A 15,877-nucleotide genomic window follows, 5' to 3' on the forward strand; every position below is an offset into this window, starting at 1 on the left:
GGTGACGCGGTCCCCCTCGTACGGGGCCGGCCACGTCATGTTGATCGTCCGGATCCGTCATTCTGACACTTTACGACTCGGAGTAGCGATGCGTAAGCCCCAGGACGCGGATCGTGACCCGGTTCGGACTGTACCGTTCACCAGTCGGATCACCATGGCGCCAAGTCGGCGTGGCGGGCCTGGCGGGCGCCGCGGCCGGCGGTATCATGATCGGTCGCCTCACCCGGTTCACGCCCGGGCCGGCCGACCGCGCGATACATGAGGAATGAGCGCCTCCTGAATACCCCTGTTGTGACGTGTCGCAATCGGAAATCTTCGGCGTGCTCCAAGTGTGCATTCCGGTTTCGGTCTCCATTTATGGCCCGGGCCTGAATTTCGTCCGACCGAATTCTTGGTTAGCCGCTCCGGTGGGTAATCCTCGCTGTTCCAGGCGCCATGCTGGGGATATCGAATGATATATCCAGATTATATTCCTTGTCTGCGCAGAATGCCGGTGGGACAGTGGGCGGGTGTCCAAGGATATTGACGAGCCAGGGGCCGGACATTCGATCGGGCGGCGGCTGATATTACGGAGCGGCCTGCTCGCGGCCGGAGCCGTGGGAGTGGCAGCCAAGGCATCGGCGGCGGAATCCGCGGCTGTCACGGCGGATGCGCGGGCATGCCCCGGCTGGCCCGGCTGATCAGGACTTTGTGGGACACGACCGACGCCTACCGCTCGATGTACTACGGCGCCGGCACGTCCACGTCCGGTGCTCAGGTGGCGACCGGGGAGGCGATGACGACGGTGACGTCGGCGGGTGTGTCGGTGGTGCGGTAGCGGTGCGGGGCGTCTCCGGCGAAGGCCAGCAGGTCGCCGGCCAGCAGGTGGCGGGGATCGTCGGCCGGGCCCGCGAGGAGGTCGCCGGAGGCGACCAGGAGGTGCTCGGTCGTGCCGGGGGCGTGGGGGATGCCGTCCACCGTGGTGTCCGGCGGGAGCCGCAGCCGCCAGATCTCCAGGCTGTGGCCGCCGCTGATACGGCGCAGCAGCTCGCGGGTGGGTTCGTCCTGGCGGGCGATCGTCGAGGCGATGTGCACGGTGCCGGGGTCGCCGTGGCGGATGAGCAGATCGGTGAGCGGGATGGCCAGGGCGACGGCGATGGCGTCCAGGGTGTCGAGGGTGGGGTTGCCCATGCCGGCCTCCAGCTGCGACAGCGTCGCCTTGCTCAGTCCGGTCCGTCGGGCCAGCTCGGCCTGGCTCATCCCGCGCTGCTGCCGGCGGCGCTGGATCTGAGCGCCGGCCGCCGCGGCGGCGCCGCTGGTGGGACGGCGGTCCCGGCCGGCGGTGGTCATGACGCGGGCCTGTGGGAGGCGGCGTAGGAGACGCGGATGCGGCCCTTCCGCAGCTTGACGGCGGAGATCGTCACCTGGTGCAGGTCGGCGAGGCTGCGCACATGAGTGCCACCGCAGGGGGCGGCATGCAGGTCGCCGAGCCGGACCACGCGGCGGCCCTCGTCGTCGTGGCCGGCGATGACGGGCAGGTCCTCGGCGATGGCCGCCGACATGAACGCGCGCAGCCGGTCGGCGGCCTTGTCCCGGTCCTCGGGATCGGTGAGCCGCACGCCGGTCTCCGGTGGAGTGAGCTCGATGCGGGCCTGGCCGGGGAAGTGATTGTTGCCGGCCAGGATCCAGCCTTCGGCCCGGCCCGCCGCTTCGACGAGGTGGCCGGCGGTGTGCAACGCGGCGTGCAGCAGGCGCAGGCCGGCGTCGATGCACGCGTGCACGGGATCTCCCTCGGACAGGTCGTCCAGTCCGGCGACCGGGCTCCCGGCCGCTTGGAGCACCACCGGGCCGGTCGCGGCGTGGCGTACCGGAACGACCTCGCACTCGCCCAGCCGGCCGCGGTCGGCTGGCTGGCCGCCGCCTTGGGGATGGAAGATGTTGTGCCGCAGCGCGACCCAGGTGCCGGCCTCGTCGCATCCGGTCGCGGTCACGCTGGTGGCGACGTCGGTGAGGTAGGTGTCCTCCAGGTAGAGGGAGTCCTGCCGGTCTTCATACGTGCCAGAAAGATGAACCATATGTTCATCTTATCGAACATCTTGGGCTGTCCCGACTGCGCATGTCCCCCTGCGGCGGCATGAACGTCGCCGGCGGCTCCGAGGTCCATCGGCCACAGTAGGAATGGTGAAGATCCTCCTGATTCAGCCCTCCGCCTGGTCCCCCGACGGCCATGCCAACTTCGACGCGATCGACGAGCTCATTACTCCGGGAACCGGTGACCTGGCGCTCCTGCCCGAGCTCGCGGGCGCGAGCCTGCCACGGGCCGACTACCTGGAAAGGGTCCGTGCGCTGGCGGTGAGCGCGGGGATGGCGGTGGCGGGCGGGTCCCACTATGACGGCGCCGTCAACCGTGGCGCCGTCTACGACGCGGACGGCACGCTGATCGCGGAGTACGACAAGGTCCACCCCTATGGCGTCGAACTGCGCTCCGGTACCGTCGCCGGTCGGCCGAACCCCGGCTTCGAGCTGTACGGCCGCCGCCTGCGAGTCCTGCTCTGCGCCGACGTGTGGTACTCGGCGAGCCTGACCGGGTTCGGCGACCTCGACGCGGTGCTGGTGCCCGCCTTCTCCGTCACCCGCTGGGACAGCCCGGCCCCGGCGCGGGAGCTGTGGCGGCACATGTGCGTCGCGCGCGCGTACGAGTTCATGACGTACGTGGCGGTGAGCGACTGGCATCACGAGGCCACCTACCACGGGCACCCGTGCGCCGGGGTCAGCGGGCTGGCCGACCCGTGCCCCGAGGCGCCCGCGAGCTTCTTCACCGGCGCCCCTGGCGCGTCCGTCTCCGTCCACGAGCTCGATTTCGACCGCTTGAACGCCTTCAGACGCGACCGCGCGGACCGCGGCTTCGGCAGGCCGTGAACGGCGCCTCGGTATGGTTCCGGTTGACCGGTTGGGAGCGTCAAGTAGATGGCAGACTGTGAGCATGCGGCCACCCCGAGCGAGATATTTCAACACCACCGGCCCGTGCGGCCCGCAGCACCACTACATGCTGCCCCCCATGCAGCGGCTCCCGCAGGCGCGCGAACTCATCGAGATGGACCGTTACTTCGTGCTGCACGCGCCCCGGCAGACCGGGAAGACGACCGCGCTGCGCACCCTGGCGTCCGAGCTGACCGCTGAGGGCGACACCGCCGCCCTGATGCTCTCCTGCGAGCGCGCCAAGGCGGCCGGCGACGACTACGCAGCCGCGGAGTCGCTTCTGCTGGATTCCATTCGCGAAGCCGCCGAGTGGGCGGGATGGCCGGAGGAGCTGCTGCCGCCGGATGTCTGGCCGCAGGTCACGCCGGGCAGCCGGTTCGGTGCGGCGCTGACCGAGTGGTGCCGCCGCTGCCCGCGCCGGGTGGTGCTCTTTCTCGACGAGATCGACGCCCTGCAGGGCAACAGCATGGTCAGCATCCTCAGCCAGCTCCGCGACGGTCACAACGCGCGGCCGGGGGGCCGTCCGTTCCCCACGTCCGTCGTGCTGTGCGGGTTGCGCGACGTACGTGACTACAAGGTCGCCTCGGGCGGCGAACCCGGCCGATCCAACCCAGCCAGCCCGTTCAACATCATCCGAAAGTCGCTGCGCCTGAGTGACTTCACCGCCGATCAGATCGCCGAGCTGTACGACCAGCACACGCAGGCGACCGGTCAGGAGTTCACCAAGGACGCGGTGGACCGGGTCTTCGAGCTGACCCAGGGACAACCATGGCTGGTCAACGCCCTCGCTGATGAACTCATCACCGAGATGGGAGTGACTGGCGCCATCACCAGTGGGCGGGTGGAGGAGGCCAAGGAGCGGCTGATCGGGGCACGCGCCACTCATCTGGACGCCCTCGTGGCCCGGCTGCACGAACCCCGCGTCAAGCGAGTGATCGAGCCGATCGTGGCCGGCACATCACCGGGTACGGACGTCGCCTTTGACGAGGACACCTCCTACGTCCACGATCTGGGCCTCATCCGGGGGACCAGAGATATGCAGATCGCCAACCCCATCTATCAAGAGGTCCTGCTACGGGTCCTGGGCGATCGCACGGAGCGGTTCGTGAAGGCCGATCCGCACAGTTTCGTGCTCCCGGACGGCCGTTTCGACCTGCCGCGCCTGCTGGAAGAGTTCGTCGTCTTCTGGCGCGAACACGGCGAGGTGCTCATCCAGCAGGAGGGCTACCACGAGGCCGCCTGCCAGATCATCCTCATGGCCTTCCTGCACCGCCTGGTCAACGGCGGCGGCCAGCTCGACCGAGAGTACGCCGCCGGCACCAAACGCCTGGACGTGCTGGTCCGCTGGCCCTACACCGCCCCCGAAGGCGAACGGCTGACGCAACGCGAGGCCATGGAGCTGAAGGTCTGGCGGGTAGGCGAGAACGACCCGATGGCCGACGGCCTCGCCCAGCTCGACCGGTACTTGGACCGGCTCACCCTGTCCACCGGCGTGCTGGTGGTCTTCGATCGGCGCCCCGAAGCCCCACCCTGGAAGGAACGCGGCGGCTTCGAGCAGGCGATCACCCCGTCCGGCCGCCAGATCACCGTCCTGCGGGTGTGACGGGTGCCCAATTCTCCGGTCAGAGCCAATCCCGCCGTTTGAAGGTCGATGTCATGGCTTCCGGCTCTTGGGACTCGATCAGCCCGCCGCAAGCGTCTGTAGCACGCGCTCGAAGGCAGTGATATCCACGCATCCGCTCCAACGAGAGCGCCTCTGCCCGGCCATGGCCGGCCTCGACGGCACGGTGCAACTCTGGGACGCGGAGACGCCGCACGAGCACCGGCGCACCGGCCACGGTGGGTCGGGCTGGCGCTGTTCACCACAGAGCAGGGCACGCACAGCCCGAGCGTGAGCTGTTCGACGACGGTCACCGGCCGGGCAGGGAAGCCGCCAAGCGGCGCACCGGCCCGTACGTGGTTCTGGCCGGAGGTCGGGCCGGCAAAGAGATCTTTGCGTGGGATTCGGGTAGTCCGTGATGTCGGATGGAACCGACATAGGAGGAATCGGGAGCAGGGAAGGACGACGAGATGGCGCGTTGTCTGGTGACCGGGGCGACCGGGTACATCGGCGGCCGGCTGGTCCCCGAGCTGCTCGCGACCGGCCACGAGGTCCGCTGCATGGTGCGGTCGCCCGAACGGTTGCGCGACCTGCCGTGGGCGGGGCACGTACGGGCGGTCAAGGCGGACGCCACCGACCCCGGCCGGACGCGGGCGGCCCTGGACGGCATCGACGTGGCCTACTACCTGATCCACACGATGGGCGGAACCGGGCAGTTCGCCGAGAACGACCGCCGGGCGGCCGAGACGTTCGCCGCTGCGGCCGAGCGGGCGGGGGTGCGGCGCATCGTCTACCTAGGCGGACTCGACCTGGGCGGGCCGCTCTCCCCGCACCTGAGCTCCCGGGCCGAGGTGGCCGGGATCTTCCTGCGGGCGGGCGTGCCGGCGGTGGTGCTGCGGGCCGCAGTGATCATCGGCTCGGGTTCGGCGTCCTTCGAGATGCTGCGCCACCTGACCGAGCGGCTGCCGATCATGACGACGCCGCGCTGGGTGCAGAGCCGTACGCAGCCCATCGCCGTACGCGACGTGCTGCGTTACCTCACCGCCTGGGCGAGCGTGCCTGGGGAGGTCAACCGAGGGTTCGACATCGGCGGCCCGGACGTGCTCACCTACGCCGACATGATCCGGGGGTACGCGTCCGTGGCCGGCCTGCCCCAGCGCTTGATCATTCCCGTACGGGTGCTCACCCCGAGGCTGTCGAGCCTGTGGGTCGGCCTGGTCACCCCGGTCCCGGCGGGCATCGCCCGGCCGCTGGTCGAGTCGCTGCGCAACGAGGCGATCTGCGGCGAGCACGACATCGCCCGTTACGTGCCCGACCCCGAGGAAGGGCTGATCGGTTTCCGCACGGCCGTGTCGCTGGCGCTGAAGAAGATCAAGGAGGCCGACGTTGCCACCCGCTGGTCCTCGGCCTCCACGCCCGGCGCCCCGAGCGACCCGCTGCCAACCGACCCCGACTGGGCAGGCGGCAGCCTCTACATCGACTGCCGGACCGCCTGGGTGGACGCGGAACCGGAGGCGTTGTGGCAGGTCATCGAGGGCATCGGCGGCCGCAACGGCTGGTACTCCCTGCCCGGCGCCTGGCGTCTGCGCGGCCTGCTGGACGGGCTCTTCGGCGGGGTCGGGCTGCGCCGCGGGCGGCGGGACGCGAACCGGTTGCGGGTGGGGGACACCGTCGACTTCTGGCGGGTGGAGGAGGTGCTGCCCGGCCGCCTGCTGCGGTTGCGGGCCGAGATGCGGCTGCCGGGGCTGGCCTGGCTGGAGCTCGGCGTCTCACGCTGCGCCGGGCACACCCTCTACCGGCAGCGGGCGATCTTTTACCCGCGCGGCCTGCTCGGCCACCTCTACTGGTGGGCGATCTACCCCTTCCACGGCCTGATCTTCGGGCGCATGCCCGTCAACGTGGCCGTGGCCGCGGCCCGGCGGCAGGTCACGCTCGGGTGAGGTCGGCCGCGCGGGTCACTGGTCGGTGCCGTCCAGGCGGGCGGGATAGGCGGACGGCGGCTTGGGGAGACGCCAGGGCTCGTGGACGTCGCCGGCGGGCACGCCGGCGAGCTCGGGTACGTAGCGGCGGACGTACTCGCCCGCCGGGTCGAAACGTTTGGCCTGGCGCAGCGGGTTGAAGCCGCGGTTGGGCCGGGTGTCGTTGCCGGTGCCCGCGACCCACTGCCAGTTGCCGAAGTTGTTGGCGACGTCGCCGTCGAGCAGGTGCTGCCAGAAGTGCCAGGCGCCGTCCCGCCAGTCGACGCCGAGCATCCTGATGAGGTACGCCGCCACGATCAGCCGGGCTCTGTTGTGCATCCAGCCTTCGGCGAGCAGTTGGCGCATGCCCGCGTCCACGATGGGCAACCCCGTCATGCCCGCCTGCCACGCCTGCAGCGCGTCCGGGTCGTGCCGCCGGCTCCGCTCGCGGTGACGGTAGTTCTCCCGGTTGATCCGCGGGAACGCGTACGTCACCTGGTGGTGGAAGTCCCGCCAGCAGATCTGGCGGACGAAGTCCGCGCTGTCCTCACCGCGGCAGGCCAGCTCTAGCGGCGACAGGCAGCCGAAGCGCAGGTACGGGCTGAGCCGCGAGGTACGGTCGCCCGCCAGGTCGTCGTGCCCGTCGGCGTAACCGGCCAGGTTGTGCCGCAACCACCGCGTGGCGCGCTCGCGGGCCGCCGACTCGCCGCCGGGCACGCCGGGATGCGGTTCGCCCTCGGGGAGGCGGCCGGCGTCCAGGCCCGGCGGCGTGCGTACCTTGCGGGGAGGCGGCAGTCGCCGGCGCCGCTTGTGGCGGGTCCACTCGCGCCAGTAGGGAGTGAAGACCCGGTAGTGGTCGCCGCCGCCCGAGGGCCGCAGCTCGTCCGGGGGCACGACCGTGACGCCCGGGAAGCGCTGGAACTCGATCCGCTCGTCGTCGAGGCGCCGCTCACGCCGCCTGGCGAGCGAGCTGACGTCGGCGCTGGCGTAGACGGCCTCCGCGCCCAGCTCGGCGGCCAGCTTCAGCGTCTCGTGTACGGCGTCGCCGTGCCGTACGAACAGCTCGCCGCCGCGCTCCCGCAGCGAGGCGCGCAGGTCGGCCAGGCACTCCAGCAGGAAGCCGGTCCGCCGCCCCGCCGGCACAGCCGGGTCCAGCACGAACAGCGGCACCACCCGCTCGGCCCGCTCGCAGGCGGCGGCCAGGGCCGGGTGGTCGTGCACGCGCAGGTCCCGGTTGAAGAGCACGATCGCTGTGCTTCCGTGCTGGTCAGGAGGCATGCGAAACAGTGTGGGGCAGCCACCGTCCGCGCGGCCCGCAGGAGCGCCGGACGAAACCCGCCGGGAGCTCCAGCTCACTGACGGTCCGCTGAGGTGGCCGGGAAGCCTGGCCGAACCTTGGAAATCCCGTGTGCGACTGATGATCCGGTGCCGGGGACGCTCCGAGAAGCGCGTCCAGATTGGCGAGATTCGCGGTAATGATCCGCGGGCCGGACCGCACACGGGAAGAGAAGAGCGGATGATCAATCACGACCCTGGGGACAAGGTCATCATCCCCGAACGCCGCGAGATCACGGGAGCGGCCGTGGCCGACTCGACCGCGCGGATGCTCCAGCCGCCCTTCACGATGGACGTGGTGCCCGTCTCGCGCCCGCTGCCGACCCCGACCCCGATCCCGCTCGCGCCGATCGTCGGGCCCCGGATCCTCGTCTACAAGCAGGATCCCAGCATCGCCGAGCTGGGGGTCAGGGCGATCTTCATCCCCAGCGCCGTGCTCAACGGGCCCACCGACGCCCGGCTCACCACCGAACTGGCCGGTACCACCCCGGTGAAGCGCAGCGTGAACGGCGACTTCGTGTTCGCGCCCAACTCGCCGGAGTTCGACTGCGCGCACACGTACGCGGTCGTACGGGAGACGCTGACGATGCACCAGCGCCACAACGGCGGCGACCCGCTGCCGTTCGCGTGGAACGCCGGCGGGAACATCGAACGGCTCACCGTCTTCCCGCACGCCGGCGTCGGCGCGAACGCCTTCTACAGCAGGACGGCCAAGGCGCTGAAGTTCCTCCACTTCACCCCGCAGGGCGCCGAGCAAGAGGTCTTCACCTGCCGCTCGCTGGACATCGTCGCCCATGAGGCCGGTCACGCGATCCTCGACGGGCTCAAGCCGGGCTGGCTCGGCGCGGAGAACCCGCCGCAGACCGGGGGCCTGCACGAGGCGTTCGGCGACCTGACCGCCATCTTCCTGGCGCTGTCGCAGCCGGACCAGGCGGAGGCGCTCGTCGCGCTCACCAAGGCCAACCTGCACGCCAAGTCGTTCCTGACGTGCGTGGCCGAGCAGTTCGGCGCGTCGCTCGGCCTGAACTTCGGCCTGCGCAACGCCGACAACGACCTCAAGCTGAGCGAGGTCGGCAACGAGGTGCACGCGATCTCGCAGGTGTTCACCGGCGGCGTCTATGACGTGCTGGCCGACATCTACGCGCACGAGAGGACCAAGCAGTGCATGGTCAAGAGTCCCACCGTGATCCTCATGGAGGTGGCGGACCGGCTGTGCAAGCTGCTGTTCAAGGCCATCGTCAAGGCGCCCGCGACCGGGGCCACGTACACCGATGTCGTCAACCAGATGTTGCGGCTCTCGGCCGACCAGCAGGATCCCAACATCTACCGGACCTTCATCCGCAACCGGTTCGCCGTCCGCGAGGTGGTGAGCTCGCCCACGCCGTTCACCAAGATGCTCTCCGGCGAGATGGATCTCATGAACGCCGACTACACCGGGGACGGCAAGGCCGCCAAGGACGTCACCAAGGTGAAGGCCGCCGACACGACGTCCGCGAGCCTGCGTGCCGTACAGGATCGCTCGACCTGCTGCGGCACCATGCAGATGCCCGAGTTCCAGGTCATCGACACGGAGAGGCTGACGGCTCAGGGGAACCTGTCCGACGACGACATCCTGGCCGCTGAGCTGAAGGCGCTCAAAAGGGCGTTCAAGTGACCTTCGCCGCGTGAGCTCCGGGAGCCCGACATGAGGGTGCGGATCGAGAAGGCCGGTGGCCTCGCCGGCCTCCAGGAGACCGTCGCCGGCTACGACACCGACGAGCTCACTCCGCGGGAGGCCGCCAGGGTGTACGGCGCGCTGGCCGCCATCGAGGCCGCCACGGTCAGGGGGGAGGCCGGTGAGGTGGGCGCCGACCTGATCACCTACCGGATCACCGTGGGCGACGGGGACGGGCGGGTGTTCACGGTGTCCGACGAGCCTCCGCGGGGGCTGGCGAATCCACTGGCCGTGCTGCTCCGTCCCGCCGGGTGAGTGCCGGGCTTTGTCGCTGGTAAGCCCTTAAATGCGCAAATATGTCATCAAATGGTGCTCGGGTTGATTTTCTAGTTGTTTGTCGGGGTGAAGCTACAATCGGAGAAAGCGTGAGGGAGGCCCCGTGGGAAATGTAGTGGATTACCTCAAGGTCGAATCGCTCGACAGCCGGGAACAGCGGCTGACCCGGGCCGAACTCAACCGGCTGAAGGAACTGCTGTCCGCGATGCCCGGCGACAGTGAGCGATAGCTCGGGCCGGCGCTGGACCTGGGACGGCGCCTCGCCCAGTAATGCCTCTCCCGGGCGGGCTTCTCGTGGCAGACCTTTTCCCGAGCGGAAATTTCCCGACGAGTCCTTTTCCGGGCGAGCCCTTCCCGGCCCGGCCTTTCCTGACAGGTCCTTTCCTGATGTGGCCTTTCCTCGTGACCTTCCTCTCGATGAGGTCGCTCCCGGTGAGGTGGTGCCGGTGGGGGAGGCCGGGAGGCGGGTGCAGGTGGCGCTGGCCGGGCTGGGGCTGCGGGCGGAGCTCGTGGATGTCGGCGAGGGGCACGATCCGACCGCCTGGTGGTGTGCGCTGCACGACGGCACGGGGGACGCCTCGCCGGCCGCGTGCGGGATGGGGAAGGGACGCCCGGCGGAGGCCCGGGTGGGCGCGCTGTTCGAGGCGGTCGAGCACTATCTCACCGGCCCGGCCCGCTTCGACCCCGCCGCCGTGGAGCCGGTCGCGCCGGCCGTGATCGCCGCAGGCCCGCTGCGTGCCGACGCCTCGGCCCTGCTGCTGGCCCGGATGCCCGGCCGGCGGCTGGCCTGCCTGCGCCACCGCCCCCTCGGCGGGGGACGGGAGGCGCTGATGCCGCTGTTCCTGTTCGCCCCCTGGTACGTCGAGGCCGGGGCCGCCCCGGTGCGCGAGCGGGCCGGGGACGACTGCGACTACACCCACCTCATGCGCTACAGCTGCAACAGCGGCTCGGCCGCCGGCGTCACCACCGCCGAGGCGCTGCTGCACGCCCTCAACGAGGTGATCGAACGGGACGCCCTGTCCCTGCTCCTGGTACGCGCCTTCCTCGGTGCGGACGGCTTCCGGCCCACACTGATCGACCCGGCGACACTGCCACCCGGGCTCGCCCGGGCCTACGCGACGGCCGGCGAGGTGACCGCATCACCGGTACACCTGCTGGACATCACCAGTGACCTTGGGGTGCCGACCATGCTGGCGTACACGGTGCCCACCGCCGGCGGTCCGCACCGGCGCGGCACCGGCACGTCGCCGACCCCGGCCCACGCCGCCTGGCGTGCGCTCACCGAGCTCGTCCAGACCACCCTCGGCGAGCACAGGGCGCGCCCGGCGCGCGGCGACCTCGCCGGGCTGGCGGCACATCCCGCGCTGCACGCGTGCGGGCGGTTCGACCTCACGGGGTTGCTGCGCGAGGCGCGGGTGGTGCCCTTCCCACGGGCCGCCGAGGCCGCCGGCCCGCCCGGCCACCAGGTGCGGAAGGTGGCCGCGAGGCTGGCCGCGCGGGGTTTCACCGCCTATCACCGTACGGCGTGCGCCCTCCCCGGCGGGGTCACGGCCGTGCAGGTGATCGTGCCGGGGCTGGAGCGGTTCATGCTGATCACCGATGGCGATCTCGTCCTCCCCGGCAGCAGAGGACTGGCCGCCGCGGCAGGGAAGATCCCCGAGACGGCACCGCCGACATGAGATCCCCCCGGCGGCTCCTGGCGGGTCAGCGGGACCGAGAGGCCCTGCGGCGTGACCAGACGATGACGGCCACCGCGACCGCGCGCACCGCCGCGGCCACGGGGTGCTGGGCGGTCAGGAGCCGCCGTAGGAGGTCCGCGGAGACGTCCACCTCGGCGGCCGGCATGCGTTGAGGACCACCCCGAGACCCTAGCGGAGCCCGTAGGGGCGGCTCGATCCCGCATGTACTGCCACCGTCGTACATCGGCCGATCCTCGTCTCGGCGTGGTAGGCCGGGAAGCCTCCCCACGCCGGACGCCCGCGCCCCCTCGGCCGGGCACGATGGCCACTCATGAGAACCCCTGCCAAGCTGCTCCACGGGGTGGCGCTGACGGCCACCGGACTGCTCGCGGGCGCGTTCGGGTACGGTGCCGCGAACGTGGTCCCCACCTTCAACGCCGTCCCGCTCGACGTGCGCCTCACCTTCCACACCGCGATGATGGAGATCAACGAGCCGGTCATGCAGACCGCGATGGCGCTGGCGATCCTGTCCACGTTCGGCCTGGCGGTCGCGGCCAGGGGGCGGGCGCGGTGGCTGGCGGGCGGCGCGGGCGCGCTGGCCCTGGGGTCGCTGCTGATCACCGTGTTCGGCAACGTCCCGTTGCACGCCCACATCCGGCAGTGGGCGGCCGCGACCTCGGCCCCGACCGGGCACGTCGAGATCCTGCAGCGCTGGGAGACCTTTCACACCCTGCGCACCCTGACCGGCCTGGCGGCGTTCCTGCTGATCGTCGTCATCGCCGCCGTGGGGCCCGGGAGCCCGGAGTCCGGCCGCCGGCTCACAACCTTGCGAGCAGCTCGGCCTTCTTCGCCCCGAACTCCTCATCGGTGAGCAGCCCCTCCGCGTGCAGGCGCCCGAGCTCGCGGATGAGGTCATAGACGGTCGCCGCGTCCTGCGCCGGTACGGCGGCCCGAGCACGCGGCTCGTCGTCCGGGGCGGCGGTGAGCTGGAGCTGGGAGGCCGCCGCTTCCGTCCATGCGTCCGAGTTTAGAAGCGGCGGACACCGTGGAGATCGGTAGTCGCCGCCCGGATAGGGCTATGACGCGGGCGCGTCAGAATCCCGGCCGGCCGGCCGGCCGGGCCTCCATGCCGTCGAGGAGGGCGCGCAGGCCGAACTCGAAGCTGTTGTCGGGCGCCGCGGCGTAGTCGGTGGCCGCGGTGGTGTCCAGGCGGGCGCGCAGGCGCGGGAACCCGGCCGCGATCTCCGTGGCCCGCGCCATGGTGTCGCGCAGTCGCTCCTCCACATCGCCGCCGTCGCGGCCGAGCCTCCTGGTGAGCGAGGCCTCCGCGGCCGGGCTCAGGGCATTGCCGAGCACGAAGGTGAAGACGGCGCCCGCCGCCTGGTCGGCCTGCGCCCCGGTGAATCCGCCGGCCTCGTAGACGGCGAGGTTGTGATCGTCATAACGGGCCTTGCCGGGGCCGAACATCACGAAGGACCCGAAGGACTGCACCAGCCAGGGGTGGCGGCCGAGCATCGCGTGCAGGCCGGTGGCCATGGACGTGGCGGCCGCCCGCCAGCCGACCGCGTCCAGGTCGGGCAGCGCGATCTCGTCCCACACCTGGTCACCGGCGAGGGTGATCAGATTGTCCTTGCTGCCCACGTGCCAGTAGACCGCGGTGGCCGCCGAACCCAGCCGCTTGCCCAGCGCGCGCATGTTCAGGCCGTCCAGGCCCTCGGCGTCCAGCAGGTCGATCGCGGTCCGGACGATCTGCTCGCGAGTCAGCGTGTCACGGGGCATGGGCCCACGATAGGGCACCCGGGCCACGACTTACACATCGTTCAAGGCAAGACTTGCACACTGTTCAATTGCTCGGCTACCTTCTGGCTTGAACAGTGTGCAAGTCGAGCTTGCGGGGTCGTGCCCCAGGCGAAGGGAAATGAGATGTCACGTGAGACGTTGCCGGAGTTCGTGCAGGCGACCGCGGCCGAGTTCGGCCTTCCGGGGGTCGCCGTCGGCGTGTGGGTGGACGGCCGCGCGGAGTACGCGTGCCACGGGGTGACCAGCACCGGCAACCCGCTGCCCGTCGATCGGGACACCCTGTTCCCGGTGGGCTCGGTCACGAAGACCTACACCGCCTCCGCCCTGCTGCGCCTGGTCGCCGAGGGCCGGGTCGAGCTGGACGCGCCCGTGCGCCGGTACGTCCCCGAATTCGTGCCGGCCGACCCGGGGGCCACCGCCGAGATCACCGTGCTCAACCTGCTGAACCACACCGCGGGCCTGGATTGGAACCTCATCGCCGACACCGGCGAGGGGGACGACGCGCTGGGCGCCTTCGTGGCCAGGATGGGCGAGCTGAAGTCGATCGCCCCGCCCGGCACCAGGGTCTCCTACAGCCAGGCGGGCTACAACCTGGCCGGACGGGTCATCGAGAAGGTCACCGGCCTCACCTACGAGCGGGCCGTCACCTCGCTCGTCCTGGCGCCGCTGGGCCTGTCGGACAGCCTCTTCTTCCCGGCGGACGTCATGACCAGGCGCTTCACTGTCGGGCACGACCGGGGCGAGGACGGCACGCTGACCGTCTCGCGGCCGTGGAAGTACTGGCGCGCCAACAACCCGGGCGCGGGTCTGGCGTCCTCGGTGGCTGACCTGCTCCGGTGGGCCCGCTTCCACCTCGGTGACGGCCGGGCGCCGGGCGGCGACCGCGTGCTGCCGGCCGAGCTGCTGCGGCGCATGAAGGAGCCGACGGTCGCGCTGCGCGCCAGCAACCTCGGCCACGCGCTCGGCATCGGCTGGTTCCTGCGCGACGTGGACGGCGTCCGCACCGCGGGGCACGGCGGGTCGGCCAACGGGCAGTTCGCCGAGTTGCTCACCGTGCCGGAACGGGGTTTCGCCGTGGTCTCGCTGGCCAACGCCGGACCGGACGGCATCCCCGGCAACCAGGCCATCGTCCGCTGGGCGCTGGAGCACTACCTGGGCGTGGTCGACCGGGATCCCGAGCCGGTCCCGTACGACGCGGCGCGGGCCCGGCGGCTCACCGGAACGTACGAGAACGACGCTATGACCCTCACCGTCACCACCGAGGGGGCGGGGCTGCGGCTGGAGGTCCTCATCAAGCCGGAGATCCGGGCGTCGGCCGAGGTCGAACTGCCCGCCGATCACGCGCCCTTCGACTTCGGCCTGCTGCCCGGTGACGAGGACGAGTACATCATCACCGGCGGCGCCTTCCAGGGCCAGCGCGGCTTCTTCGCCCGCGACGCCGCCGGGACGGTCGTAGGGGTGGACCTCGCCGGCCGGTTGTTCAACCGGCTCCCGACCGCCTCGACGTGACCGACGCGCCGCCGCGCACGGGCCGGGGCGGCTGGCCGGCCCACGCATCCGGTCGTCATGTCCCAGAACTCCGACGTGCCGCGCATGTGGGGGGCCGCCTCGCGGATCTGCCGCATCCGGCGGCACGTCGCCAAGCGCTGTGTGGCTCGTGTCCGGCGGCGCGTCCTCATCCTGTTCAGCCGCGAGCCGTCAGGCCCGCGGCTGCCGATCGCCGGAGCGCCGACGGCGGGATTGACGAATCCTGGCGAGCGTGAAATCCTGGTTCCGGGATCGAGGGTTGACGTTCATTGTAAATGTGGACATCTGTCTGTCGCGTGGGTTATGCTGCCCTCCCACGCTTGCTCTGTGACGTCCCGCTTCCTGCGTTTTCACTCACCGGGGTGTCCGGCGCGCGTGTAGTCCCGTCCGCCGCGATCCCTCGGAAGGACATCTGTTGGCAACCACGCGCAACGCTTCCGCCATACCTGCCGGTCCCCGTCGTGTGTCTTTCTCGCGTATCGAGGAGCCCCTTGAGGTTCCTGACCTTCTCGCCCTGCAGACCGGGTCGTTCGACTGGTTGCTCGGCAACGAGAAGTGGAAGGGCCGGGTGGAGGCGGCTCGCCAGGCCGGGCGCAAGGACGTCCCGGCCCAGTCGGGCCTCGAAGAGATCTTCGAAGAGATCAGTCCGATCGAGGACTACTCCGGATCCATGTCCTTGTCGTTCCGCGACCACCGGTTCGAGTCGCCGAAATACTCGGTCGACGAGTGCAAGGAGAAGGACATGACCTTCTCCGCCCCGATGTTCGTGACGGCGGAGTTCATCAATAACACCACCGGTGAGATCAAGAGCCAGACGGTGTTCATGGGCGACTTCCCGCTCATGACGCCGAAGGGCACGTTCGTCATCAACGGCACCGAGCGTGTCGTGACCTCCCAGTTGACCCGTTCGCCGGGCGTCTATTTCGAGCGCACGGTCGACAAGACGTCGGACAAGGATCTGTACGGCTGCAAGGTCATCCCGTCCCGGGGGGCCTGGCTGGAGTTCGAGATCGACAAGCGCGACAGCGTC

Annotated in this window: 13 protein-coding genes and 3 pseudogenes; 10 read left to right on the plus strand and 6 right to left on the minus strand. The window is 70.5% G+C overall.

Annotated features, from left to right (window positions below; all coding sequences use genetic code 11):
- Positions 1–753: 753 nt before the first annotated feature.
- Together ABGB18_RS47560 and ABGB18_RS47565 are read right to left on the minus strand one after the other, a co-directional pair.
- A complete protein-coding gene (locus ABGB18_RS47560) occupies positions 754–1,329 on the minus strand; it encodes an XRE family transcriptional regulator (RefSeq protein WP_347702335.1) in 576 nt (191 codons plus the stop codon).
- Complete coding sequence (locus ABGB18_RS47565) at positions 1,326–2,054, minus strand: hypothetical protein (protein ID WP_347702336.1); 729 nt, start codon at positions 2,052–2,054, stop codon at positions 1,326–1,328. Before ABGB18_RS47565 ends, ABGB18_RS47560 begins: the two co-directional genes overlap by 4 nt.
- A gap of 106 nt (positions 2,055–2,160) precedes the next feature.
- Here ABGB18_RS47565 and ABGB18_RS47570 point away from each other — a divergent pair, with 106 nt between their 5' ends.
- The 3 genes from ABGB18_RS47570 (at position 2,161) to ABGB18_RS47580 (ending at position 6,498) form a co-directional block, all read left to right on the plus strand.
- Positions 2,161–2,898, plus strand: coding sequence for a carbon-nitrogen hydrolase family protein (locus ABGB18_RS47570; RefSeq protein WP_347702337.1), 738 nt, complete (start codon positions 2,161–2,163; stop codon positions 2,896–2,898).
- 64 nt (positions 2,899–2,962) lie between these two features.
- Complete coding sequence (locus ABGB18_RS47575; RefSeq protein WP_347702338.1) at positions 2,963–4,561, plus strand: AAA family ATPase; 1,599 nt, start codon at positions 2,963–2,965, stop codon at positions 4,559–4,561.
- 467 nt (positions 4,562–5,028) lie between these two features.
- Complete coding sequence (locus tag ABGB18_RS47580; RefSeq protein WP_347702339.1) at positions 5,029–6,498, plus strand: SDR family oxidoreductase; 1,470 nt, start codon at positions 5,029–5,031, stop codon at positions 6,496–6,498.
- 15 nt (positions 6,499–6,513) lie between these two features.
- Here ABGB18_RS47580 and ABGB18_RS47585 read toward each other — a convergent pair whose 3' ends face one another.
- Complete coding sequence (locus tag ABGB18_RS47585) at positions 6,514–7,794, minus strand: deoxyribodipyrimidine photo-lyase (protein ID WP_347702340.1); 1,281 nt, start codon at positions 7,792–7,794, stop codon at positions 6,514–6,516.
- 238 nt (positions 7,795–8,032) lie between these two features.
- Between ABGB18_RS47585 and ABGB18_RS47590 the strand changes: the two genes are divergently transcribed.
- From ABGB18_RS47590 to ABGB18_RS47605, 4 genes are all read left to right on the plus strand, one after another.
- The gene (locus tag ABGB18_RS47590) at positions 8,033–9,505 is read left to right on the plus strand and encodes a hypothetical protein (RefSeq protein ID WP_347702341.1); all 1,473 of its coding nucleotides are present in this window, start codon (positions 8,033–8,035) and stop codon (positions 9,503–9,505) included.
- A gap of 30 nt (positions 9,506–9,535) precedes the next feature.
- Positions 9,536–9,820 (plus strand): protealysin inhibitor emfourin, encoded by a 285-nt coding sequence (locus ABGB18_RS47595; RefSeq protein ID WP_347702342.1) that lies wholly within the window; start codon positions 9,536–9,538, stop codon positions 9,818–9,820.
- 124 nt (positions 9,821–9,944) lie between these two features.
- Positions 9,945–10,070, plus strand: coding sequence for a hypothetical protein (locus ABGB18_RS47600; RefSeq protein ID WP_347702343.1), 126 nt, complete (start codon positions 9,945–9,947; stop codon positions 10,068–10,070).
- 217 nt (positions 10,071–10,287) lie between these two features.
- The gene (locus ABGB18_RS47605) at positions 10,288–11,520 is read left to right on the plus strand and encodes a YcaO-like family protein (protein ID WP_347702344.1); all 1,233 of its coding nucleotides are present in this window, start codon (positions 10,288–10,290) and stop codon (positions 11,518–11,520) included.
- Positions 11,521–11,545: 25 nt separating this feature from the next.
- Here the strand turns inward: ABGB18_RS47605 and ABGB18_RS47610 are convergent, their stop codons facing one another.
- Positions 11,546–11,686 (minus strand): hypothetical protein, encoded by a 141-nt coding sequence (locus tag ABGB18_RS47610; protein WP_347702345.1) that lies wholly within the window; start codon positions 11,684–11,686, stop codon positions 11,546–11,548.
- Positions 11,687–11,998: 312 nt separating this feature from the next.
- On the opposite strand from ABGB18_RS47610, the pseudogene ABGB18_RS47615 reads away from it, so the two are divergent.
- Positions 11,999–12,274 (plus strand): annotated as a pseudogene (locus ABGB18_RS47615) (anthrone oxygenase family protein); the annotation flags it as partial.
- A 64-nt stretch (positions 12,275–12,338) separates the two neighbouring features.
- On the opposite strand, the pseudogene ABGB18_RS47620 reads toward ABGB18_RS47615, so the two are convergent.
- Positions 12,339–12,440, minus strand: a pseudogene (locus ABGB18_RS47620) (SHOCT domain-containing protein); the annotation flags it as partial.
- 172 nt (positions 12,441–12,612) lie between these two features.
- Positions 12,613–13,299: a TetR/AcrR family transcriptional regulator C-terminal domain-containing protein gene (locus ABGB18_RS47625; RefSeq protein ID WP_347702346.1), complete on the minus strand. Its 687-nt coding sequence runs from the start codon at positions 13,297–13,299 to the stop codon at positions 12,613–12,615.
- A 144-nt stretch (positions 13,300–13,443) separates the two neighbouring features.
- Here ABGB18_RS47625 and ABGB18_RS47630 point away from each other — a divergent pair, with 144 nt between their 5' ends.
- Both ABGB18_RS47630 and ABGB18_RS47635 read left to right on the plus strand, forming a co-directional pair.
- On the plus strand, positions 13,444–14,829 hold the full coding sequence (locus ABGB18_RS47630) for a serine hydrolase domain-containing protein (protein ID WP_347702347.1): 1,386 nt from the start codon (positions 13,444–13,446) through the stop codon (positions 14,827–14,829).
- A gap of 433 nt (positions 14,830–15,262) precedes the next feature.
- Positions 15,263–15,877, plus strand: a pseudogene (locus ABGB18_RS47635) (DNA-directed RNA polymerase subunit beta); the annotation flags it as partial.

It is taken from the genome of Nonomuraea sp. B12E4 (assembly GCF_039871825.1).
Lineage (GTDB): Bacteria > Actinomycetota > Actinomycetes > Streptosporangiales > Streptosporangiaceae > Nonomuraea.